Origin of the sequence: Niallia sp. MER 6, from assembly GCF_023714395.1 — a bacterium.
Lineage (GTDB): Bacteria > Bacillota > Bacilli > Bacillales > Cytobacillaceae > Niallia.
In genome coordinates, this window is record NZ_JAMAUK010000017.1 from 60,690 (window position 1) to 81,927 (window position 21,238).

25 protein-coding genes and 2 pseudogenes are annotated in these 21,238 nt (G+C 38.7%); 11 read left to right on the forward strand and 16 right to left on the reverse strand.

Going from position 1 to position 21,238, the window contains the following annotated elements; genetic code table 11:
- Positions 1 to 49: 49 nt before the first annotated feature.
- Together lexA and M3600_RS18450 are read left to right on the forward strand one after the other, a co-directional pair.
- Entirely contained in the window at positions 50 to 670 is a 621-nt protein-coding gene (gene lexA, locus M3600_RS18445; protein WP_233314068.1) for a transcriptional repressor LexA, read from the forward strand.
- 119 nt (positions 671 to 789) lie between these two features.
- Positions 790 to 933 carry a hypothetical protein gene (locus M3600_RS18450; RefSeq protein ID WP_233314069.1) on the forward strand — a complete coding sequence of 48 codons (144 nt, stop codon included), beginning with the start codon at positions 790 to 792 and terminating at the stop codon, positions 931 to 933.
- A 168-nt stretch (positions 934 to 1,101) separates the two neighbouring features.
- Here M3600_RS18450 and M3600_RS18455 read toward each other — a convergent pair whose 3' ends face one another.
- The 3 genes from M3600_RS18455 to M3600_RS29005 form a co-directional block, all read right to left on the reverse strand.
- Positions 1,102 to 1,872 (reverse strand): nucleotidyltransferase domain-containing protein, encoded by a 771-nt coding sequence (locus M3600_RS18455; RefSeq protein ID WP_251647013.1) that lies wholly within the window; start codon positions 1,870 to 1,872, stop codon positions 1,102 to 1,104.
- Positions 1,869 to 2,345 carry a YbaK/EbsC family protein gene (locus M3600_RS18460; protein ID WP_237942282.1) on the reverse strand — a complete coding sequence of 159 codons (477 nt, stop codon included), beginning with the start codon at positions 2,343 to 2,345 and terminating at the stop codon, positions 1,869 to 1,871. The genes M3600_RS18455 and M3600_RS18460 overlap by 4 nt, the downstream gene beginning before the upstream one ends.
- Before the next feature lie 300 nt (positions 2,346 to 2,645).
- The gene (locus tag M3600_RS29005) at positions 2,646 to 2,771 is read right to left on the reverse strand and encodes a hypothetical protein (RefSeq protein ID WP_267913293.1); all 126 of its coding nucleotides are present in this window, start codon (positions 2,769 to 2,771) and stop codon (positions 2,646 to 2,648) included.
- A 206-nt stretch (positions 2,772 to 2,977) separates the two neighbouring features.
- Between M3600_RS29005 and M3600_RS18465 the strand changes: the two genes are divergently transcribed.
- The 3 genes from M3600_RS18465 to M3600_RS18475 all read left to right on the forward strand — a co-directional run bounded on the left by M3600_RS18465 (position 2,978) and on the right by M3600_RS18475 (position 4,561).
- Entirely contained in the window at positions 2,978 to 3,559 is a 582-nt protein-coding gene (locus tag M3600_RS18465; protein WP_251647014.1) for a CBO0543 family protein, read from the forward strand.
- Between the two features lie 53 nt (positions 3,560 to 3,612).
- Positions 3,613 to 3,771, forward strand: a complete 159-nt coding sequence (locus tag M3600_RS18470) for a DUF4021 domain-containing protein (protein ID WP_233314073.1) — start codon at positions 3,613 to 3,615, stop codon at positions 3,769 to 3,771.
- A 157-nt stretch (positions 3,772 to 3,928) separates the two neighbouring features.
- A complete protein-coding gene (locus M3600_RS18475; protein WP_233314074.1) occupies positions 3,929 to 4,561 on the forward strand; it encodes a histidine phosphatase family protein in 633 nt (210 codons plus the stop codon).
- A gap of 36 nt (positions 4,562 to 4,597) precedes the next feature.
- Here the strand turns inward: M3600_RS18475 and M3600_RS18480 are convergent, their stop codons facing one another.
- A complete protein-coding gene (locus tag M3600_RS18480) occupies positions 4,598 to 5,218 on the reverse strand; it encodes an NUDIX hydrolase (protein ID WP_251647015.1) in 621 nt (206 codons plus the stop codon).
- Positions 5,219 to 5,325: 107 nt separating this feature from the next.
- Here M3600_RS18480 and lepB point away from each other — a divergent pair, with 107 nt between their 5' ends.
- Positions 5,326 to 5,868, forward strand: a complete 543-nt coding sequence (gene lepB, locus M3600_RS18485; protein ID WP_233314076.1) for a signal peptidase I — start codon at positions 5,326 to 5,328, stop codon at positions 5,866 to 5,868.
- 13 nt (positions 5,869 to 5,881) lie between these two features.
- Here lepB and M3600_RS18490 read toward each other — a convergent pair whose 3' ends face one another.
- The 3 genes from M3600_RS18490 to M3600_RS18500 are packed head-to-tail and all read right to left on the reverse strand — an operon-like array spanning position 5,882 to position 9,504.
- Positions 5,882 to 6,358 (reverse strand): (2Fe-2S)-binding protein, encoded by a 477-nt coding sequence (locus tag M3600_RS18490; protein WP_251647016.1) that lies wholly within the window; start codon positions 6,356 to 6,358, stop codon positions 5,882 to 5,884.
- 1 nt (position 6,359) lies between these two features.
- On the reverse strand, positions 6,360 to 7,184 hold the full coding sequence (locus tag M3600_RS18495; protein ID WP_233314078.1) for an FAD binding domain-containing protein: 825 nt from the start codon (positions 7,182 to 7,184) through the stop codon (positions 6,360 to 6,362).
- The gene (locus M3600_RS18500; protein ID WP_251647018.1) at positions 7,174 to 9,504 is read right to left on the reverse strand and encodes a xanthine dehydrogenase family protein molybdopterin-binding subunit; all 2,331 of its coding nucleotides are present in this window, start codon (positions 9,502 to 9,504) and stop codon (positions 7,174 to 7,176) included. The genes M3600_RS18495 and M3600_RS18500 overlap by 11 nt, the downstream gene beginning before the upstream one ends.
- A gap of 345 nt (positions 9,505 to 9,849) precedes the next feature.
- Here M3600_RS18500 and M3600_RS18505 point away from each other — a divergent pair.
- Both M3600_RS18505 and queF read left to right on the forward strand, forming a co-directional pair.
- Positions 9,850 to 10,020, forward strand: a pseudogene (locus tag M3600_RS18505) (preQ(1) synthase); the annotation flags it as partial.
- Between the two features lie 264 nt (positions 10,021 to 10,284).
- A pseudogene (gene queF / locus M3600_RS18510) lies at positions 10,285 to 10,614 on the forward strand (preQ(1) synthase); the annotation flags it as partial.
- A 51-nt stretch (positions 10,615 to 10,665) separates the two neighbouring features.
- Here queF and M3600_RS18515 read toward each other — a convergent pair.
- Positions 10,666 to 11,187 (reverse strand): YfiT family bacillithiol transferase, encoded by a 522-nt coding sequence (locus tag M3600_RS18515; RefSeq protein WP_233314080.1) that lies wholly within the window; start codon positions 11,185 to 11,187, stop codon positions 10,666 to 10,668.
- Between the two features lie 24 nt (positions 11,188 to 11,211).
- The gene (locus M3600_RS18520; protein ID WP_233314763.1) at positions 11,212 to 11,793 is read right to left on the reverse strand and encodes an LOG family protein; all 582 of its coding nucleotides are present in this window, start codon (positions 11,791 to 11,793) and stop codon (positions 11,212 to 11,214) included.
- Between the two features lie 204 nt (positions 11,794 to 11,997).
- Here M3600_RS18520 and M3600_RS18525 point away from each other — a divergent pair, with 204 nt between their 5' ends.
- Positions 11,998 to 12,468, forward strand: a complete 471-nt coding sequence (locus M3600_RS18525; RefSeq protein WP_251647020.1) for a hypothetical protein — start codon at positions 11,998 to 12,000, stop codon at positions 12,466 to 12,468.
- Between the two features lie 38 nt (positions 12,469 to 12,506).
- On the opposite strand, the gene M3600_RS18530 is transcribed toward M3600_RS18525, so the two are convergent.
- Complete coding sequence (locus M3600_RS18530) at positions 12,507 to 12,938, reverse strand: DUF2383 domain-containing protein (RefSeq protein ID WP_233314082.1); 432 nt, start codon at positions 12,936 to 12,938, stop codon at positions 12,507 to 12,509.
- Positions 12,939 to 13,088: 150 nt separating this feature from the next.
- Between M3600_RS18530 and M3600_RS18535 the strand changes: the two genes are divergently transcribed.
- The gene (locus M3600_RS18535) at positions 13,089 to 13,196 is read left to right on the forward strand and encodes a YjcZ family sporulation protein (protein WP_233314083.1); all 108 of its coding nucleotides are present in this window, start codon (positions 13,089 to 13,091) and stop codon (positions 13,194 to 13,196) included.
- A gap of 52 nt (positions 13,197 to 13,248) precedes the next feature.
- On the opposite strand, the gene M3600_RS18540 is transcribed toward M3600_RS18535, so the two are convergent.
- The 6 genes from M3600_RS18540 to gdhA all read right to left on the reverse strand — a co-directional run bounded on the left by M3600_RS18540 (position 13,249) and on the right by gdhA (position 20,049).
- Positions 13,249 to 13,920 carry a hypothetical protein gene (locus M3600_RS18540; RefSeq protein ID WP_251647022.1) on the reverse strand — a complete coding sequence of 224 codons (672 nt, stop codon included), beginning with the start codon at positions 13,918 to 13,920 and terminating at the stop codon, positions 13,249 to 13,251.
- Between the two features lie 92 nt (positions 13,921 to 14,012).
- Complete coding sequence (locus tag M3600_RS18545) at positions 14,013 to 14,387, reverse strand: hypothetical protein (RefSeq protein WP_233314085.1); 375 nt, start codon at positions 14,385 to 14,387, stop codon at positions 14,013 to 14,015.
- A gap of 88 nt (positions 14,388 to 14,475) precedes the next feature.
- Positions 14,476 to 14,724 (reverse strand): hypothetical protein, encoded by a 249-nt coding sequence (locus M3600_RS18550; protein ID WP_251647023.1) that lies wholly within the window; start codon positions 14,722 to 14,724, stop codon positions 14,476 to 14,478.
- Between the two features lie 824 nt (positions 14,725 to 15,548).
- Positions 15,549 to 16,391, reverse strand: a complete 843-nt coding sequence (locus tag M3600_RS18555) for an alpha/beta fold hydrolase (protein ID WP_233314088.1) — start codon at positions 16,389 to 16,391, stop codon at positions 15,549 to 15,551.
- Positions 16,392 to 16,562: 171 nt separating this feature from the next.
- Positions 16,563 to 18,062, reverse strand: coding sequence for a malate:quinone oxidoreductase (locus tag M3600_RS18560; RefSeq protein WP_233314089.1), 1,500 nt, complete (start codon positions 18,060 to 18,062; stop codon positions 16,563 to 16,565).
- A gap of 595 nt (positions 18,063 to 18,657) precedes the next feature.
- On the reverse strand, positions 18,658 to 20,049 hold the full coding sequence (gdhA, locus tag M3600_RS18565; RefSeq protein WP_251647024.1) for an NADP-specific glutamate dehydrogenase: 1,392 nt from the start codon (positions 20,047 to 20,049) through the stop codon (positions 18,658 to 18,660).
- A gap of 145 nt (positions 20,050 to 20,194) precedes the next feature.
- Here gdhA and gltC point away from each other — a divergent pair, with 145 nt between their 5' ends.
- Entirely contained in the window at positions 20,195 to 21,106 is a 912-nt protein-coding gene (gene gltC / locus M3600_RS18570; protein ID WP_233314091.1) for a glutamate biosynthesis transcriptional regulator GltC, read from the forward strand.
- The last annotated feature ends 132 nt before the right edge of the window (positions 21,107 to 21,238 follow it).

The following is a 21,238-nucleotide window of genomic DNA, read 5'->3' on the forward strand; positions in this document are numbered from 1 at the left end:
TTATTCCATGTTATACTAGCTGTAAGAAATAATAGTCGAGGTGCATACAATGCAAAAGCTATCTAAAAGACAACTAGATATATTGGAATACATAAAAGAAGAAGTCCGCCTCAAAGGCTATCCGCCATCCGTAAGAGAAATTGCGGAAGCTGTCGGACTTGCTTCAAGTTCAACTGTACACGGGCACTTGGCAAGATTGGAAAGCAAAGGCCTAATCAGAAGAGACCCTACAAAGCCACGTGCAATTGAAATACTAGACTTGGAAGAAAACAATATACCAAAATACAACATTATCAATGTTCCTGTTGTCGGTAAGGTAACTGCAGGTTTACCAATCACAGCGATTGAGAATGTAGAAGAGTATTTTCCTCTTCCTGAAAGACTTGCTCCAAGTGATGAACAAGTATTTATGTTGGAAATTATGGGAGAAAGTATGATTGAAGCAGGGATACTTGACGGTGACTATGTAATTGTAAGACAACAGAATTCCGCTAATAACGGAGAAATTGTTGTCGCAATGACAGAAGATGACGAAGCGACAGTCAAGCGCTTCTTTAAAGAAAAGGATTCGATTCGTCTTCAGCCGGAAAACTCTACGATGGAGCCAATTGTCCTTCGTCATGTAAGCATCCTTGGAAAAGTTATTGGCGTATACCGCCATATCCAATAAAAAGAGATGTCGTCCTTAGTGGTCGACATCTCTTTTTATTGGATATGTTCCCGCTGATTAGTGTTTACTCTCTGTAAATGGGGGTAAATTTCTACTATCAAATGATAAAAGGTGATGTAATGCATGATTTAGAGATTAGGATGTTCGTTAAAGAGCTGCAGCATTTGAACCGCGAATATCTTGTCTGTAATAACCCCACAGTCAAAAAGCTGATACTGTCCGATATCCTCTTGTTGATTTCTGTCCTGCCTGCTGTTATATAAACTAGTCTAAAGTGACTGTTAAGACCCTCAATCTTTTTTCCATAGTGTGTTAAAAGGCTGTAAAAAAAGAGCTGCCTGTAATACTGAGCCTTGTTTAGCAGGCACAAGGATATTATTTGGGAGACTATTTCTAATTACTAATTTATGAATAGTCTCCTTTAATTTTTATTAATGCCAATCATGGATGTTGAGTATTTTTCGAAAGAAGCTGTCCAGTGTTAAAGTGATTTCTCTTTCATTGTAGATGCTTACAGGCATTGTATCTGCTGTTAATTGAAGAAGCTTTAATTCTTCTGCTATAAAATGATTAAGAATGGGATAAATAACTTCTTGCTTATCTCCACTGGCTTTCTTATTAATCAGCTTAGTGATTTCAGAATGAAGTGCGCCATTGTCGTTAACCTCAAAGAGCAGTTGCTGGATATCATTTGGAGGCATTTCTTTATTTCTGTCAATCCACTTGCATGCAAGAATTGATTTCAAGCAATAATAATAAAGCTTTATTGTCCCCGGCTTTTGTTCAAGGTCTTTCCGGTTATTCTTTGCGAGCTGGAGATAATGATAAAAGGCTGTTTTTGTATTAAATGCCTTTTTGTATAGATCCAGCAGTTCGCTTTCAAATTGATTATCTCTTATATACACGATATCCGATTGAAGCCACTCAGCAAGTGATATATTTGATTTGCGCAAAAGTCTTAAAGTTTTAGCCAGCTCCCAGCCGCTTATATCCAAATTTCCAGTCTTATCTTCCAGACTGTCCCTTTTTTTGTCTAATGACAAGTACCATTCCTTCTTGTGCATATAGATAAACCGAACATCATAATCGCTGTCAGAAGAAAATGAACCCTGTGTTCTGCTGCCAGCTTCCACGGCGTACAAAATTTTAATAGCATGCTCTTGTTCTAGCTCTTTCAGCTTGTTCATTATTGTCTCTCTCATTCTTCTCTCCAACCTTTGCAGACATCTACCCAGCCTTTCCCGTTTCCATACAGGAACAACTCATCACATGTCAGTTCAATTGCCGAATTGCTGCTGCCACACGCAGGGAATACGGAAGAGAAACGCTGTAATGATTCATCTAAGTAAACGTCCATGTTTGTTGTCAGTCCAAACGGACAGACACCGCCAATCATATGGCCTGTTTTTTGGAACACTTCATCAGCTGTGAGCATGCGAGGTTTTTCTAAAAAAGCAGCCTTGAATTTTTTATTATCAATTTTAGCGTCACCTGCAGCTACAATAAGCACACCCTCTTCTCCTTTTCGAAAGGAAAGTGTTTTAGCAATTCTGGCAGGCTCTACATTTAAAGTATCTGCTGCCTCTTGCACGGTTGCGCTTGATGTTTGAAATTCCATGATTTCCTTTTCTTTCTCCCACTTTGCAAAGTGTGTTACAACATTCTCTAATGACATATAAATCCCCCAAAGTTTTTTCATTTATCAATAAATTCAAATATACCATTCTGTGCCCCTTTTTTTCAAACGTCAAACTTCTATACAAAAAAAGCGCAGCCGGCAATTGGCTCCGCTCTTTCTATTTCAAACAAAAGTATTGTAGATATTTTCGCATTCTGCTTTTTGCCCTGAGAAGTCTTGCAAGCAAATCAATATCTGCAGATGTCGCTTTAATGACACCCATGACTCTACCTCCTATATTCCATCCTATTAGCAGGTGACTTATCTCATTACAGACTAGAGATATCAGCGCTTAGTCTATAAACCAAGCACTTCCTTAAAATCTTTAAAACCGATTACGTAGCTGAGAATAACAATGGAGCCCATAAACATTAGAAAAAATGCACCTTGCAGATAGGTCTTCATCTGTTTTCCAAGTTTCATTTCGTTCACTCCCTTTTTTGCATATCTTTTCCAATGACATATTCTTATATGCAGTAAAAAGGTTTTTCCCAATTGGAATCATAATTTACAGAGGTAAGAGCAATAATAAAAAAATATTCACGCTGTAAATTGGCTTAACACGCCTAATTTAATTTTCCTGGTAACTGATAAGCTGGCTTACTAAACTATATGAGTGGTGAGTGAACATGATATTCCTTATTCATGACATGCCGACACATACAGAGATTAATGAGGCGAAAAAAAATCTCGCCGATATGACATTAAACCATTGGTTTCACCATGATCTATTTTCTATTCAGTGGTGGATACTTGTTTGTGCCACCATACTTCCCTATTTTATTTGGTGGAAATTAGTGAATAAAAACCGTTTTTACGAGATTTTCACATATGGGCTTTTATGCGGGTGCTTTTCTATTGTCTTAGATATTATTGGGACTGAAATGATGCTTTGGAGCTATCCGGACAAGCTACTCCCATGGATACCGCCATTAATACCAGCGGATCTTGTGATGATTCCGATTACTGCTATGCTTGTATATCAGTATACAAATAAATGGAAAACGTTTATTGCGGGTACCATCATTTGGGCTGTCTTGTTTTCATACATATTTGAACCGTTATTTGTTGCTTGGAAAATGTTTATGCTTGGACCTGTCTGGAAACATAGCTATTCTTTTTTCGGCTTTATCTTCCTCGGCATATTTTTACGACTATTATTTTTAGGGATAAAAAAGGAGCTAATCCAGAGCTTAAAAGACAGCACATAGCGAGTGCATATAAATGATAAAAAGCTGGCATCCTACAATCGAGGTGATTTGTTTTGGAAAACAACAATAACAGCCAAAATGAAGAATTAAAACAAAAACTGGCGAGACAGCAAGCAGAATTAGGCGTTGATATGGATGAGCAAGAAATAAATGGCTTATGGGGTATGCTGGAAACAAAAGAAGAGGATATGCTTCATAAAAAAGACAAATAAGACCTGTTAAAAACAAGAGTTCTATCTCCATTTTTTATAGAACTCTTGTTTTTTTGCTGCAAATATTTCGGTAATGGAAGGTATTCTGCTCTGATATAAAGAATATATGAACAGTAAGATTATGTTTGAAATATAATGATAGGAGAATACATACTAAATGACTAAATTAACTCTGTACTTCGTACGTCACGGAGAAACACAATACAATATCGAAAAAAGAATGCAAGGGTTTTGTGATTCCCCTTTAACCGACAAAGGTATACAGCAGGCGAAAGCAGTAGGTGCCGGTCTTGCTTCCATTGATTTTAAAGCGGTCTATGCAAGTGAAAGCCAGCGAGTGCTTGACACAGCTAAATTTGCATTAGGTGAAAGAGAGCTTTCTGTATCAACAGATGCACGTCTGAAGGAAATGAATTTCGGTGTTCTCGAATCATTGTTAGAGGAAGAGATCATTTCAGAGCACGGCAATATATTAGAGAGAATATTCTCTATGTCTGATATTGACTTCAGAGTACCAAAAGGAGAATCATTTACCGATTTATTAACAAGAACAAAAGCCGCGGTAGAAGAAATCATTGCAAAACATAAGGACACAGGCGGTAACATCCTGCTATTTTCTCATGGTGTGACAATTGGTTACTTTATCATGTCTGTTGCAAAATTAGAAACCTTCCCACATCATGATAATTGCTGTGTGTCTGTAGTTTCCTATGAAAATGGGAAGTTTACAGTGGAACATACTGCAGATCCTTCCTTCCGTGATAAAGGTAGAGAAATGCTGCAATCTTAACAATTCTTCCCTTTAGGTCAGCTGTAAGCTGACCTTTTATTTGTGTAAATACCCCTTAAGCAATGCTGCAATTTCCTTAAAATAAGAATCTTGATGGGGAACAAACTTGTCTTTCCCTATTTTTAAACTCTCCTTGCTTTTAGTTGCTCCAGCTTGCCAAGGGTAAATTTCCATTTCTGCTCTTGTACCTGTACAAAAATTATAAAAGCATTCAAACTCGGTTATTACCATTTCTGAAACTTCCTCTTCTTGTAAATGGAAAGAAATATTATCATTCACGAAATATACATAAATATGACTAAATTCATTATCTGTTAATCGGTCTGTATGAATGATATTCTTGACAATTCCGAGCTTATGTAACTGATCCTTATTTACACTAAAAAAGCCTAATTCCTCTTGAAGCTCGCGCACTCCATTTGCCGGGCTTTCTGTTGCTAATAAATGTCCAGCAGCTGTAATTTCATAAAGATTAGGATAATCCTTTTTGCTTTTGCTTCTCTTTTGCAGAAATACATAATGTTTGCTGTTGATTTTCGTCATCAGCCAGAAATGAACCGTTTCATGCCATAGTCCTTGCGTATGAATATCTGTTCTTGTTGCTACCCCCTTTGCTGCATAGTTCTCGTCAAATACTTTCAACCATTCTTCTGTCATAACACGCTCGTCCAATCTTTATTGTTATCATTACTCTTTATCATATCATTGATTTCCAATTCTTTTCTAGTTAGAATATATATATAACAAATATTAGGAGAATATAGATGAAAAAACGATGGCAGCAAGAACTCTATTCTTTGCTAAAGTGCTTTGTTTTTGCCTTTATTATTGTAGTAATTTGCAGGAACTTTCTGTTTAGTCCAAGTGTAGTTCATGGTGAAAGCATGTCTCCGACTTTCGAGGACGGCAATAAAGTTATCTTGAGCAAAATCAGTGATATTGAGCATTTTGATATGATAGTATTTCATGCACCTGACCAGGATGCAAATTACATCAAAAGGGTTATCGGCCTTCCAGGAGACACGGTGTCAATGAAAGACGACGTTTTATACATTAACGGCAAGGCATACACAGAATTCTATTTAAAGGAAAATAAGCTAGGAGCAACCACAGCAAAGCTGACTGGCGACTTTACACTTGAAGAGGAAACTGGTGAGAAAACTGTTCCGAACAACAGTCTGTTTGTGCTCGGAGATAACCGGCTTAAAAGTAAAGACAGCAGAGATTTCGGCTTTATAAGTGACAAATCTGTTATTGGCAAGGTTGTTTTGCGCATATATCCGCTAAATGAGATCGGACTTCCATAAAAATAAGGGAGGGCTACTGCCCTCCCCTTGTTATGTTCATCGCTTGAATAACTGCCTGCTCTATTTCCTCGTAGCTCGTACAACGGCAAATATTGGATGACAGCCATTCACGTATCTGCTCTTTTGAAGGATCAGGCACAAGTGTCAGGGCATGGGCATTCATAATAAACCCTGTGGTGCAATAACCGCATTGAAAGGCGAATTGCTCCATAAAGGTTTTTTGGATAGGAGCTTCATGCAGACCCTCTACTGTTACAACTTCCTTGCCGATTGCTTCAACTCCAAGCATAAGACATGATTTCATAGGCTCATTGTCGACAAGCATCGTACATGCACCACAATCACCATTTAAACAGCCTGGTTTGCTGCCTGTTAAATGAAGCTCCTCTCTGATCAACATCAAAAGTGTTTTATTTGGAACAATAGCGACCTGTTTTTCCTCCCCATTAACAAACAGCTTTATTAATGTTTTTTTTGCTGGTATATGCATGCTACATCCTCTCCAAGCTTTGTAAGATTTCCTCGAGCAGATTTCTAAGCACAAATAACCGGTATTCACGAGAACCTTCCACATCATCGAGAATTTCGCCTGGCACAGTTTGAATTGCTTTATTTATTTTTTGCTCTGCACTTAATTCTGCTTCATTTAGTGCAGCCTCCATTTCATTTGAACGAAATGGAAATGCACATAATCCACTGAAAGCAACCCGTATTTTTTGGTCGACCTTTAATGCTGCAGCTGTAATCAACGGATAACCAGTTTCCCATTGCTGTCGTTTCTTTCTAGTATAAAACGGCTGCTTTCGATACTTTTCTTCCACAAAGGCTTGGACAAAGACTTCCCCTTCCTCTAATAGCATTTTCTGCTTAAATTTTGCCGAAATATATTCCATCCTAATGTCCCGCTCTTTTGCTGTTACAATCAGACTGTCTGCTAAAAGAAGGGGAAGTACAGCTTCCCGATAAAAGATATTGCCGCAAATATTGCCGCCGAGCGTAATTTTATTGCGTGCTGTTCTGTCTGCAACCTCTTTGCTGACCTCTGTCAGCAGAGGGAAAAGGTTTTTGTTCTGAATTTCTGTCAGTGTCACTGCCGCCCCAATCGCAACATAGCCTTCCACTATATCATGGATGTTGACAGCATCTATAGCTTTAATATCTATCGCTGTGTCAAGTGTTATCTCATGCAGGCGCTGCATCGTTATTATTTCTGTGCCGCCCCCAAAAAACAGCGGAATTCCTCCTTCCTTCCGCCTTTCTGTGAAATATTCCGTCGCCTCCAGCAATCGCTCTGGTCTGAAATAATCAAAGATCATTTTTGGCAGTCTCCCTTTTTGTTCTCCAAATTTCCTCAGGAATGAGCGGAAGTCTAACTAGCTCTACTCCTGCAGCCAATGACAGCGCATTAGCTAAAGCTGCAGGAATGCCAATAAGACCATGCTCGCCTGCTCCCCTTGCTCCAAATGGTGCTTCTAAATGAGGAGTTTTGACAAAGTCAGCGATATATTCTGGATGTTCACCAAACCGGATGGGCCGATATGTCCGCAATTGGGGATTAAGAATCCTGCCGTTTTTGTCAAAATAAAATGCCTCCCTGGCCGCCCATGACAGCCCCATACTCATGGCTCCCTTTACTTGGCCGACTGCGGCCTTGAAATTTAGAACTTCACCAATATCCATTACAGTTACAGCCTTGCGAATTCGATATGTACACTCTCTCGTATTAAAATCCACTTCGACTCCATGAGCTGCAACTGCCCATTCAGGGCCCGGGTTTCCTGCCCCAGTCTCTGGATCTAAATTTGTTAAGCCTCTCAAAATATATTTTCCTCTTGCTACAATTTGCCCGCCGATTGCATTGCCATTCGGATAAACATAACCGTACACAATATCTTTGAAATCCAAGAAGGAATCAGGATTATCTCGCAGATACACCTTTTTATAACCGACCTCGAGATCATCTGCAGGCACACGCATTACTGTTGCAGCAATGGATTTCAACTGTTGAATAGCATCATTTGCAGCAGCTAGCACTGCTCTGCCTGCCATCAATGTTCCTCTGCTTGCCACTGTCTTCCAATGCTCTGGTTCTGTTTGTGTATCAATTGTCATTCGCACATATATATCATTTATATCCATCTTCATCACTTCTGCCAGTATTTGTGCCAGCACCGTTTTCGTGCCTGTGCCAATCTCTACTATACCTGACATAAGGTTAATGCTGCCGTCAGAGTTAAAGGTAAGCACAACACCTGATGCTGCATCAGGACCAATAGTGGAGTTTTTCCAGCTGCAGCTGATTCCTTTTACTCTAAGCACATGCTCCCCTATTCGTTCAACCTGCCCCTTTTCCCAGCCAATCAATGGTCTCAAGCGACTAATACATGCTTCCACATTGCCGACAGTACTTCTGGTTAACACCACTCTTGTTGGCGTTTGATCTCCTGGGCGAATCGCATTAATCTGCCTGAACATCAGTGGGTCCATCTTCAGCTTTTTCGCCAGTAATTCCATTCCCCGCTCGAAGGCAAAATGAACCTCACCATGTGAAAAACCGCGAAATGGTGCTGCATATGGATGGTTTGTGTACACACATAAGCTGTCACAAAATATATTGTCTATTTTATACGGCCCAGTGCAGTCAACTGCCCCTGCCGTTGTCAAATGAGGAGATTTATCTCCGTAAGCTCCGCCATCAAAAATATATTCAAGCTCGGCCGCTTGCAGCTTCCCGTCTGCAGAACAGCCAAGTTTTACTTTTGCTTCTAAACCGATATGAACAGGAGATACAAGAAAATCATCTTCTCTTGTATTAACTAACTTAACGAGCCTGCCACCAACTGCTTTGCTTGCAAGATAAGCAAATATTTCAAGCTGCACCGAGGCCTTGCCCCCATAGCCGCCCCCGACAAATGGAGTTTGCACAACAATTTTTCCTGTTGGGATATGAAAGTCTCTGCTGAGGATTTTTTTGACCATATACGGTGCCTGGGAACTCGTCATAATCCGTACGTCTCCGTCAGGCATAATTTCACAAGTGGCGCTTCTTGTTTCCATCGCACTATGGTCTGAAATTGGGATAGAAAAAGACGCTTCCACTATTTCACTACAATCGGCCCAGCCTTTTTCCATATTGCCTTTGCGGATTTTCGTTTTATTAATGATATTTGTCCCTGTAATTGGATATATTCCTGGATCTTTATCGTATTTATCTATGCCCTCATGAATGAGCGGAGCATCTGCTTGAATGGCTGTGAGCGGCGAATTTACGACTGTAAGCGGCTCATACTTAATATCAAGCAGCACCTCAGCATTATTTGCTGCGTCATACGAATCAGCAACAATTAGGGCAACCACTTCACCAGCGTAACGAACCTTGCTGTACGCAAGCGGCGGCCTGTCTCGGACTTCCTCTCCGACATAAGGCAAGCCTTTTCCCAAGACTATTGCACGCACTCCTTTTTGCTGCAGCGCTTTCGTTTCATCTATTTTTAATATATTGGCATGTGCATATTTACTTTTGACAAGCTTTACGAACAACGCTTCTCCTGTTGTTGTATCAGCAGTATAGTGGGCATAACCGGTGACTTTGCTTTTCGATTCCTTACGCAATACGCTCTTTCCAATTATATGCAAGTATTTTATACCTCCTTTAAGAAAAGGCAGTAATTTGTACGTCTCTACCCATCTAGTCACTAATGTATATGAACAATTTACTGAAAAAATTAATAAAATGGAGTTTGATTTTGCTTCATGCAGTGTTTCGGCAGTTATATTGACGTTATTGTGATTTTGCTATAATATATGGCTGTACATGATAATCCAAGAGGTTCATAGCAGATACCCTCTATAAAAAACTATGGATACAGGTGAGCTTGCCATGTCCATAAGGATGTGGCTTTTATTTTGCTTAAAAAACCGGCCATATCTATAGATTGCTATTCTCGAGTGTAACGCATAAATGAAATGGAGAGATGAAAAATGTCAGGCAGAAAACATGAAGAAGGTCTTGAGGATTTAACTTTACTTGGTAACCAAGGAACAACCTATCTTTACGAATACAATCCAGAAATATTAGAGTCTGTAGACAACTTGCATGTCAACAGAGATTATTTCGTTAAGTTCAACTGTCCAGAATTTACCAGCTTGTGTCAATAAGGGCACACTTCAGTGGAAACACTGTCGCTTAAACCTCGTGAACTCAGGGAAGGAAGGAAATTCTAATCCTGAGCCAAGCCTCTAAAAACTAGAGGAAGGTGCAGAGACTATCGAAACCATTCAAACAGGAATCGGGTAAAAGTACTGCTTGAAGAAGGAAGTAGAGTACATCCAATCAGGATGGAAGCGCGAGGATGCTTATATTCTACCGTAAGAATATATGTATATGATATAGTCCACCTGCGTTTTATCGCAGAGCCAATTACTGGACAGCCGGATTTCGCTACAATGTATATCAGCTATATTCCGGACAAAAAAATCGTGGAAAGTAAATCATTGAAGCTGTATTTGTTCAGCTTCCGCAATCATGGTGACTTCCACGAAGACTGTGTTAATATTATTATGAACGATCTAATTAAATTATTAGATCCTAGATATATCGAAGTATGGGGCAAATTCACACCAAGAGGTGGATTGTCAATCGATCCATACTGCAATTACGGCAAGCCTGGCACGAAGTTTGAAGAAATGGCTACACACCGTCTTATGAACCACGATCTGTATCCAGAAAAAGTGGACAACAGATAAAAAAATATAGAAAGGATGCAAAAGCTCATGGCTTTTGCATCCTTTTTTCATTTACCAGCCTAGCCGCTTCTTTAGGCTTGTGATATGGGCAAGATGGTGCTTACCGTGCCATGCATAAATTCCGATATTTCTTTTTAATGTTACTTCACCAGACTCTGGATGAAGAAAGGCTCTGTCTAACTGATCTTGTGATAAAGACCGAAGTAATTGTATTAACCGCAAATGCAAGGAAGCTAGTAATTGTAAGGAAACATCAACCGGCAAAAATGAATCAGGCGTTTCAGCCCATTTATCCTCGGCATACGGTTTAATGACCGGTCTATCCTCTGTTACAGCAAGCTTAAAGCGAGTATATGCGTTTAAATGACTGTCTGCAACATGATGGACAACTTGCCGTATTGTCCAGCCTCCTTCACGATACGGTGTATTTAATTGCTCATCAGTAAGGTCAATTACAGCTTGATGCAATTGTGCAGGCAACTGCTCGATATCATCAAGCCAGGAGGCAATCACATCTTCTGTGTATTCATCATTCCAAGTAAATTGTCCAATTGGATATCGTAAATCTGTCATTATTTCACCTCTTAACTGCTGAATTCAAGTTTGTTTTTCCGTAATATATGTCTTAATACTAGGGGGATTATATGTAAGAAACCTGTCAATTATTACAGCAGGGTCCTCTTCGACTATAGTGATACTTCTGTATTTCTCCTGCAGAAACTCCGCATCAGCCATATGGTTAATAAGCTTGACTAATGGATCATAATAATGATTCGTATTCAAAATGCCGCATGGTTTTTGGTGCAATCCAAGCTGTGCCCATGTGAAAATTTCAAAAAACTCCTCCATTGTTCCAGCACCGCCTGGCAATGTGATAAATCCATCCGCCAGCTCGGTCATTTTTGCTTTTCTCTCATGCATCGATTGCACAGTAATCAATTCGGTTAATCCTTTATGTGCAATTTCTCTGTTTTCAAGAAACTCAGGAAGCACGCCAATCACTGTACCTCCTGCTTCTAATACAGCGTCAGCAACACTGCCCATTAATCCGATGCTTGAACCTCCATAAACTAGCTCTATCTTTCTTTTGGCTAGCTCCATTCCTAATTCTTTTGCTGCTTGTACGTAAATAGGAGAACTGCCATTGCTTGAACCACAAAACACTGCTACTCTTTTCATCATAAATTCCCCCTTACTTAATAAACGGACTCTTCCTCTCTTATTATAAAATGTTATGAGGTGATTAGGAACTGCTATCACTATTTTTACAAAAAACCTTCATAATTTACATAAAGAAGGACGTGCTGACAAAAGCTAATGCTTAGAAGATGGATTTTTCACCAAATTAATTATACATTTTTTGTGAAAAAAGGAGTCTTTCATATGGTCACGCTATTTATAAGATGCGGCATGATACTCTTGTCATGGTCAACAATCTTTTTTTTGCCAAGAAAATCTTTTCTTAAATTTTTGCCAGTAACGATTTTTTCTACTGCCGTCCTGTTAATTGAAGACATGATTGGCCGAACATATAAATTGTGGAAGGTAAAAGGCGGGAAAAAATCAGCAACGAACAATGCCTTGACGTTTATTCTCGGTCCATTTTTCGCAGCAAATTTATGGACGTTTCATTTTACTTACGGAAGGTTTTGGATCTATACCATTTTCAACTTAGTGTTTGATTTACTGTTTGCTTTTCCTTTACATTATTTTCTAAATAAAATCGGATTATATAAACTAAAAAAAGTGAAACCAATATTTTTGTTTTATACGGCCTTTGCTTATTCTATGCTGAACTATGGCTTCCAAATATTCCTTGATAAAAATTTCACTGTAAAACAGGAGAAACACTAAAATGCAGTTTCGCTGCCTTCTAGTGTTTCTTTAAGAGCTTAATGTATTAATGATTTTAAATAATCAACATGTTCACGGTCCTTATTTAAAACTTGATGAACTATTTGAAGGCTGTCCTCATCAAGTTTATTGCGAACAAGCTGTTCAGACATTTTTATTCCGTACAAATTTTCACCCTTAATGGCATGTTTAATAATCACTTCATCCCCATTGTCTGGATCAAATAAATTGCCGATAAAGCTTTCTGCCTTGCCGACTACCCCTTCATTCGTGACTGGTTCTCCTCCTAGTTGGTGAATTCTGTCAGAAATGATATGGGCATTTTTCGTATGTTCTGTTAATATGTCTGAAAAGGACTGCTTTAAGGACGTATCTTCTAAGTTCTCAATAAAATGCTCATATGCATGAATTCCCATGAATTGTCCTTGTAGAAACTTATTTAATGTTTTTATCGATTGCTCCGTATTCAAAGTATGTTCACCTCCATTCCACATTTCTCTTAGTTCTACTAGTTAGAATGCTCATTTTTCTCCTTTTCATCCTAATCTGTATTCTTGTCCATTTCCTCTTTTACAGAACTTCATATGATGTTGTATACCTGATGTTCGGAGGTGAGAGGCATGTCAAGAGGTTATGAAGAAAATGGTGGAGGGTATAACAACAGCTTTGCACTAATCGTTGTTCTATTTATTCTTTTGATCATCATCGGTGTATCTTATCTAGGCTAATTAGAAGTAAGCGAAAAATGCCCCGGTCTATTTAAGACTAGGGCATTTTTTGTTATAGATTTTTCCAGTCACCTTTTAAGAGTTCAGCCTGTATTTCTGAATCAATTTTGCTAAAACCGTGCACAAAAGCATACTCCTGCACCTTTTTCCCAACTGTAGCAAGTGCAAGCTGCGTATAATCAAAATCTGCTACCGTCTTACAATACTTTACAAAGAAATCAATAGACAGCATATTAGGGAAAATGACTGTTTGCCAATCTGTTTCGTTCAGCGTTTTACTCATTTCTTTTTCAAAAGAGAAGTCTAGTCCGATATGATGTGTATGTATAAGTAAATCATCTTCGGAGTATACGTTGCTGTGCTGATAATCATGCCCAAGGAGAACAGCGGGTTGCTCCTTCTGATAGGAAGCAAGATTTGCTTTTATTCCTCTTGCCTCTAATACCTTTCTTGATTTCTCTGATAAATATTCGATTTGCTCTGGAAGGTTTGCTGTTATGCCGCTCTTTGTATATTGCCTGAAAAAGATTTGGATGCTTGTTGGATTTAAAAAAATCAACCGATGTTTCTTCGCAATCAATGAAAATACCTCAATAGGTAACTCTTGCTCCGTGCTTTTCAAAATAGGGAAGGACATTGTCTTTGCTCCTAGCTTCTGAAAGTAAGTCTCCAGCCTGCTTTGCTGTTCTCCGCCTCTTGCAATAATAATAGACTTTTCCATCATACTAATCTCCTTTAAGTGGATATTTCCTATTATATCAAGATGCTTTTTGTTTGAGAGTAAAAAGAAAAATCAGCTCATCGGCTGAACTGATTTTAAGGTGCTCGTTTAATGAGCTTAATATTATCCACCTTCTCTTCCTTAAATGTGATGTATACTTTATCACCTTGCTGGAAGGCTTCTGTTTTATCAATAAGAACAATATCCTTTTCATCATAATTATTTACTGCTGAAAAATGTTGCCCATCCTGTGTTTTGCTGATAATTGTTGCAGAGATTGTTTGTTTTGCTTCATCATTATCTTCTATTACTTTCCTATTATTTTCTGTAATAATTTCCGGCTCTTTATAAACTGACTCTGCCGTTGTTTTTGGAGTAGAGTTAGAGGATAAAGTTAATACAGCTATTATAACGATGGCCGTAGAAATACCAGCTACTGCGTAATAGGAACGATTGCTTTTCAGTTTCATCCTTAAAACTCCTTTTTGTTCATTAAATACCCGTAAAGTATCGTACTAAACAGTTTTGAGTATTTTTAAGGAACAAAAGGCGCGACGATTACATCTTTTTACTATATTTTTCATAAAGCTGCCGTGACTTTTCCGGAAGCCATTTTCGTTTTTCTGGATCGGAGTAATAGTGCATAAATGCCTGTTTCTCTTTATTACTAAATGCTGCAGCTGCTTTAAGATGTTCACTGCAAAACCAATAAACTTTATCTGGCTTATCCCATGAAGTAAAGGGGAAAAGCTTATCAGCGCCACGCACTTTACATGCAAGGCCTTCACATTTCTCTCCCTTTAACATCCATGGTCCCTTCCGATAAACATATTATCTTTTAACCTGCTCTCAAAACCCTCAATATATGCACAAAGGAACAAAGCAACCTTATTGCAATATATTGCTCTGTTTTTTAGTTCTTGTCTTTTTATAATTTATTAACGAATCATTAACAAGTTGTTCATATTCTCCGCATAGAATGAAACTAAACTAGCTAAAGGGCAGGTGATTAATGTGAAGCTAATGTCCATTATTTGCTTTTTTAAAAGAAACCATAAATACAGCTATTACTCAGACAGATGTGTAAGATGTGGAAAAGAAAAACAGCATCACTGACCAGCCCGCTCTAACAATTGCCCCACACATCACAGCAACTAAATTAAACACTACATCCTGCTAGGAAAGAATTCTCTTTTTCCAATTACATAAAAAATCAAAATTATTTGGTAAACAAGACGAAAGAGAGGCAGATTTTTAAGTATATGCCTCTCTTTCGTCTTATATTATGTAAGTTAACTTTTCATTTCTTTTAGCAAGATGCTAATTTGATGATCCAATTCTTCTTTCACTAGCAAAGTTGGTGATAATCTGCTCTAATCTGATTGCTGAACATTTTAGCTGCTTTTTATTAAGGATGTTTGTATCTTTATCAGCTCTTGAATATCCTTGATAAGTAGTAGGTTGTTAAAAGGATATTGCCGCTTTATCTTTGTTTTTGATTAGATATTTTTATATATAAACTCCTTTTGCACAGCTTATTTTTGCTGTAGTTTATTTCTTAAAGCTCAGGAATGCTTTCTAACTAGCGGTAAAAAAAAGACAGCAGATAAACGTATCTGCTGTCTTAACTATTAATTATATTTAGCAAGGAACTGAAGTAATTCTTTATTAAACTGCTCTGCATGTGTCGCATTAAAACCGTGCGGGGCACCTTCAATGACGGCAAGTTCAGAGCCTTCAATCATATCATGGGACAGCTTTCCGCTTGCTTCGAATGGAACGACATTGTCTGAATCGCCATGAATGATTAAAGTCGGGATGTTGATTTTTGCTACATCCTCACGGAAATCGGTATAGGAGAATGCTTTAATGCATTCAAGCGTACCTTTCGGTGATGCGAACGCGGCAATATCACGATTATAAAGACGGAATGGTTCACTAACAAGGCCATCTCTTTCTCCTGCAGAAAAGAAGTTATGTGTAAAGTTATCAAGGAAAGCGATACGGTCTTTTTGCACACCATTCAAAAACTCTTCAATTGTTGCATCATCAAGAGCACCCTCTGGATTACCTTCCGTTTTATACAGATAAGGAGGCACCGCACCTGCTAATACAGCCTTTTTCACACGTTCCACGCCGTATGTACTAATATAGCGGACCACTTCCCCGCCGCCCATTGAAAAGCCGACAAGTGTAACATCCTGAAGATCTAGATGTTCAATTAATTTATGCAAATCTTTAGCAAAAGTATCATAGTCATAGCCTTCATAAGGTTGAGATGACCCTCCGAAACCTCTGCGGTCATATGCAATAACACGATACCCTGCTTCAATCAGGGCAGGCACTTGCAGTTCCCATGAACGGAGACTCAGCGGCCAGCCATGGATTAAAATAATCGGTTTTCCGCTTCCATGGTCTTCATAATTTAAAACAACTGGTGCATTATTGACTGTATCAACTGTAAGTTTTGGCATCTCTCTAACCTCCAATGAAATGTTTTGTTTCTTTGCAGCTTATAATCCTTTACCCAAACTTCCCTTGGCATAATCTTTTCTGATATCAGAATTCCATTATATACCAGAATAGTACTTAACTCCACTAAAAAGATGCTTTCCTGATAGAAAGCATCTCTACTAGCTTTTCAACTAAAGAATAGGTTCTTTTGCACTCGATAGAAGTGCCTCTGCTGTTGCATGATGTACCTCTTCTAAAAGGATAGGGTTTTCCATTAAGGATAGACCGTAGGATGGGATCATTTCCTTAATTTTTGACTCCCACTCGTTAAAATGCTGCGGAAAGCATTTTTGGATTACTTCAAGCATGACATGAACAGCTGTTGAAGCACCTGGTGATGCACCGAGCAATGCTGCAATCGAACCATCGGAGGCAGTGATAACCTCTGTGCCGAATTGCAGTGTTCCTTTGCCGCCATCCTCGGTATCTTTAATCACTTGCACACGCTGCCCTGCTACTACTAAATCCCAATCCTCTAGTTTTGCATTCGGAATAAATTCTCGCAGTTCTTCCATGCGCTGCTCTTTTGATAACATAACTTGCTGAATTAAGTATTTAGTCAATCCCATATTTTTTGCACCTGCTGATAACATTGTGATAATGTTGTCTGGCTTCACAGAGGTGATTAAATCAAACATAGAACCAGTTTTCAAAAACTTTGGTGAAAAGCCGGCAAAAGGTCCGAATAACAGCGATTTTTTATTATCAATAAATCTTGTATCTAGATGAGGAACAGACATTGGCGGTGCGCCAACCTTTGCCTTGCCGTAAACTTTTGCATGATGCTGCTCAACGATAGCTGGATTGTTGCACACCATAAAAATTCCGCTTACCGGGAATCCTCCAATATGCTTGCTTTCAGGGATACCGGTTTTTTGAAGAAGATGCAAGCTTCCGCCTCCGCCTCCGATAAAGACAAACTTAGCCTTATGGCGTTCGACCGTTCCTCGCTCAAGATTTCTGACTGTTAGCTCCCATAAGCCATCACGAGTCCTTTTTATATCATTAACACTATGTTTGTATTTAATCTTTACACCATTGCTGCCTAAATGATCAAATAACATCCTTGTTAATGCCCCGAAGTTAACATCTGTTCCAGAATCAATTTTAGTTGCTGCTATCGGTTCTTCTATATTCCTTCCCTGCATGATGAGGGGAATCCACTCTTTCAGTTTTTGCGGATCTTCAGAATACTCCATGCCTTGAAATAAGGGATTGTTTGACAGCGCTTTAAATCTTTTCCTTAAGAATTCTACATTCTCTTTCCCTTCCACTAAGCTCATATGCGGTAATGGCATAATAAAGTCTTTCGGGTTATGTATGCGCTTACTGTTTACTAAATAAGACCAAAACTGCATGGATAATTGGAACTGTTCGTTAATGTTAATTGCTTTGCTAATATCGATGGAGCCATCTGGCTTTTCAACCGTATAGTTCAGCTCACAAAGTGCCGCATGCCCTGTTCCCGCGTTGTTCCATTCGTTTGAACTTTCCTCTCCAGTGTTAGCAAGCTTCTCAAATACTGTAATCTTCCAGTCAGGTACTAATTCTTTCAGAAGTGTCCCCAATGTTGCGCTCATAATTCCAGTACCAATTAAGAAAACATCTGTGTTAGTTTCTCTTTCGCTCATATTAACCTTCCCTTTACATTATTGTATTCGCAGAAAGGATGCTGGCGCTCGATATGAACACACCATTTCTGTCTTTCATTATGACACTCTTGTTATCTATTATAATTATTTACAGATAAAAATATCTTCTTTTATCTGATAATTATATACTATTTACATCATTTTAAAAAGGATAAGTTCTAATTCTACCTGTTATTTAAGAAAAAATCCCTATATAAAGCACTCTTTCCTTCCTCTATCAGTCAATATGCTTCGTTCATAAAAAATGCAATTTGTACGTTCCTTCCTTACATTCTATGCAAAAAGAATATATTTTATTAAAACCGCATACACCATAACCTATCTAAACAAACATAACCCTTTTAAAAAATACTATTCTAATATATTATTTCTCGTAAGATAAAAGGTTATTATTTGATTCAATCTTAATATTTAAACTCCTGTTATTAACTTAAATAAAGCTTTATAAGCTGCTCTTCCACATTAATGAGGAACCGTAATTTCCCAGTAATTCAATGAACAGGTTATTCTCCTCCTATAACTAAAAGCAGGTCATTTTTAAAGTGACCTGCTTTTTTTATCTCTGTACTTTTACTTAAATAACACCTTGTTCGAGCATAGCATCAGCCACTTTTTTAAAGCCTGCAATATTAGCACCTGCTACAAGATTGCCTGGTACATCATATTCTTCAGAAGCTTGCATACTCTTACTATAGATATCTTTCATAATTACTTGGAGCTTTTGATCGACTTCTTCCTGTGTCCAAGAAAGCCTTGCACTATTTTGTGCCATTTCCAATGCTGACACAGCAACTCCGCCAGCATTCGCTGCTTTTGCTGGTCCAAATAAAACATTGTTTTCAATAAAAAGATCGACTGCCTCTTGTGTGGACGGCATATTGGCACCTTCACCGACTGCCTTTACTCCATTACTTAGTAAGATATTGGCAGCTTCCTTGTCCAGCTCATTTTGCGTAGCACTTGGCAAAGCAATCTCACAAGGGACTTGCCAAATTCCTGCACAGCCTTCAGAATAGGTAGCGCTTGGATGCTCGTTAACATATTCTGAAATCCGTTTAGATTCTGCTTCTTTTAATTGCTTTACTGTATTTAAGTCAATTCCGTTTGGGTCGTAAATATAGCCGCTTGAATCACTGCAAGCTACAACTTTTGCGCCTAGCTGCATGGCCTTTTCCATTGCATATATGCTTACATTTCCAGAACCAGATACGACTACAGTGCTGTCTTTAAAACCTAAGCCTTTATTGTTAAGCATCTCTTCGACAAAATAGACTAGACCGTAACCAGTTGCTTCTTTCCTGCCAAGACTTCCTCCATAACCGATGCCTTTTCCTGTCAGCACTCCTGCTTCAAAGCTGCCTTTCAGTTTTTTATATTGGCCGAACATATAACCAATTTCTCTTGCTCCGACACCAATATCTCCAGCAGGCACATCTGTATCTGGGCCAATATGTCTTGCTAGCTCTGTCATAAAGCTTTGGCAAAAGCGCATAATTTCCATATCTGATTTTCCTTTTGGATCAAAATCAGAGCCGCCCTTCCCCCCGCCGATTGGCTGGCCAGTTAGAGAGTTTTTGAAAATTTGCTCAAACCCTAGAAATTTAATAATACTTGCATTAACAGACGGATGGAAACGCAGTCCGCCTTTGTAAGGACCAATCGCACTGTTAAACTGTACGCGGAATCCTCTGTTCACCATGATATTACCATTATCATCAACCCACGGCACTCTAAAGCTAATCATCCGTTCAGGTTCTGCGATTCTGTCCAGCACAGATTTTTTTATATATTCAGGGTTTTTCGCAAGAACAGGAATTAAAGAGTCCAGTACTTCCTTTACCGCTTGGTGGAATTCTATTTCATGGGGATTACGCTCCACTACCTGTTTATATAAATGATTAACATAGTCTTTTGCGATTTCAATTTCATTTGTTTGTGCTACTTCCATATATTCCACCACTTTCATTCGAACTCAGCTCCTAAAGATGTTTTAAGTTTTAGAAAATTCCCTTTTCTTAAATGTGGTTTCATTTTATAATTTTATAATTGATAGTTCCAATACTAATTTCGGATGAGATTCATGCGTTAAACGCATTAGGAGAGTTGAAAACATGGAAACAAGACAAATTCAATACTTTTTAGAAGTCGCAAAACGAGAACATGTAACAGAAGCAGCAGATGCTTTGCATATTGCGCAATCCTCTGTCAGCAGGCAAATATTCAATTTAGAAGAGGAATTAGGAATCGAGTTGTTCATCCGCGAAGGCCGCCGTGTAAAGCTGACACCTTTAGGAAAAATCTTTTTTGAACGAATGAAACAGGTGTGGAACATGATGGAGGATGCCAAAAGAGAGGTAAAGGAATATTTAGACCCTGAAAAAGGAACCGTCAGAATTGCCTTTCCAATCAGCATGGCAGCACACACATTGCCATCGATCATCTATGCATTTAGGACAAGATACCCTGAGGCTAAATTTCAAATGAGCAATGCTCTTTATTATGATTTAATCGACGGTGTTATCAAAGGTGACTTCAATTTAGCCATGATGGCGCCAATGCCAAATCAGGAAAAAGAGCCGAAGATTAAAGGAGCTACCCTCTTCACGGAAAATATTGTTGCATTAGTTCCAAACCATCATCCATTAGCAAACAGAGCCTCTATAAGACTTCGTGACTTAAAGGATGAGCCCTTTTGTGTGCTGCCAGAAGGTTTCGTCTTTCGAGAACAAGTCGTACAAGCATGCAAGGACGCTCACTTCTCACCGAGTATTGCCTTTGAAGGCAAGGATATTGATGCATTAAAAGGGTTAGTGTCCGCTGGTTTAGGGGTTGCATTAATGCCTGAGATGACGCTGGTCGACAATACGCCCCGCTCTACCGTTATTATTCCGATTGCAGACAGCAATCTGACCAGAACGGTTGGTGTCATCTATCCGACGCAAAGAAAGCTTTTGCCAACAGAGGAATTATTTTATGACTTTTTGCTGGAAACATATGAAAGATTGAATGAATTTAAACAATGATTTAGACTGTCCTGCATACAGGACAGTTTTTTCGTCCTCCTTGATAAAGACTATTTCTATAGTAAAATAGTTTGCCATATAAAAGTTTGGGTAAGTAGTAAGTAACACCTACTAAAGAGGAGGATACTTTGA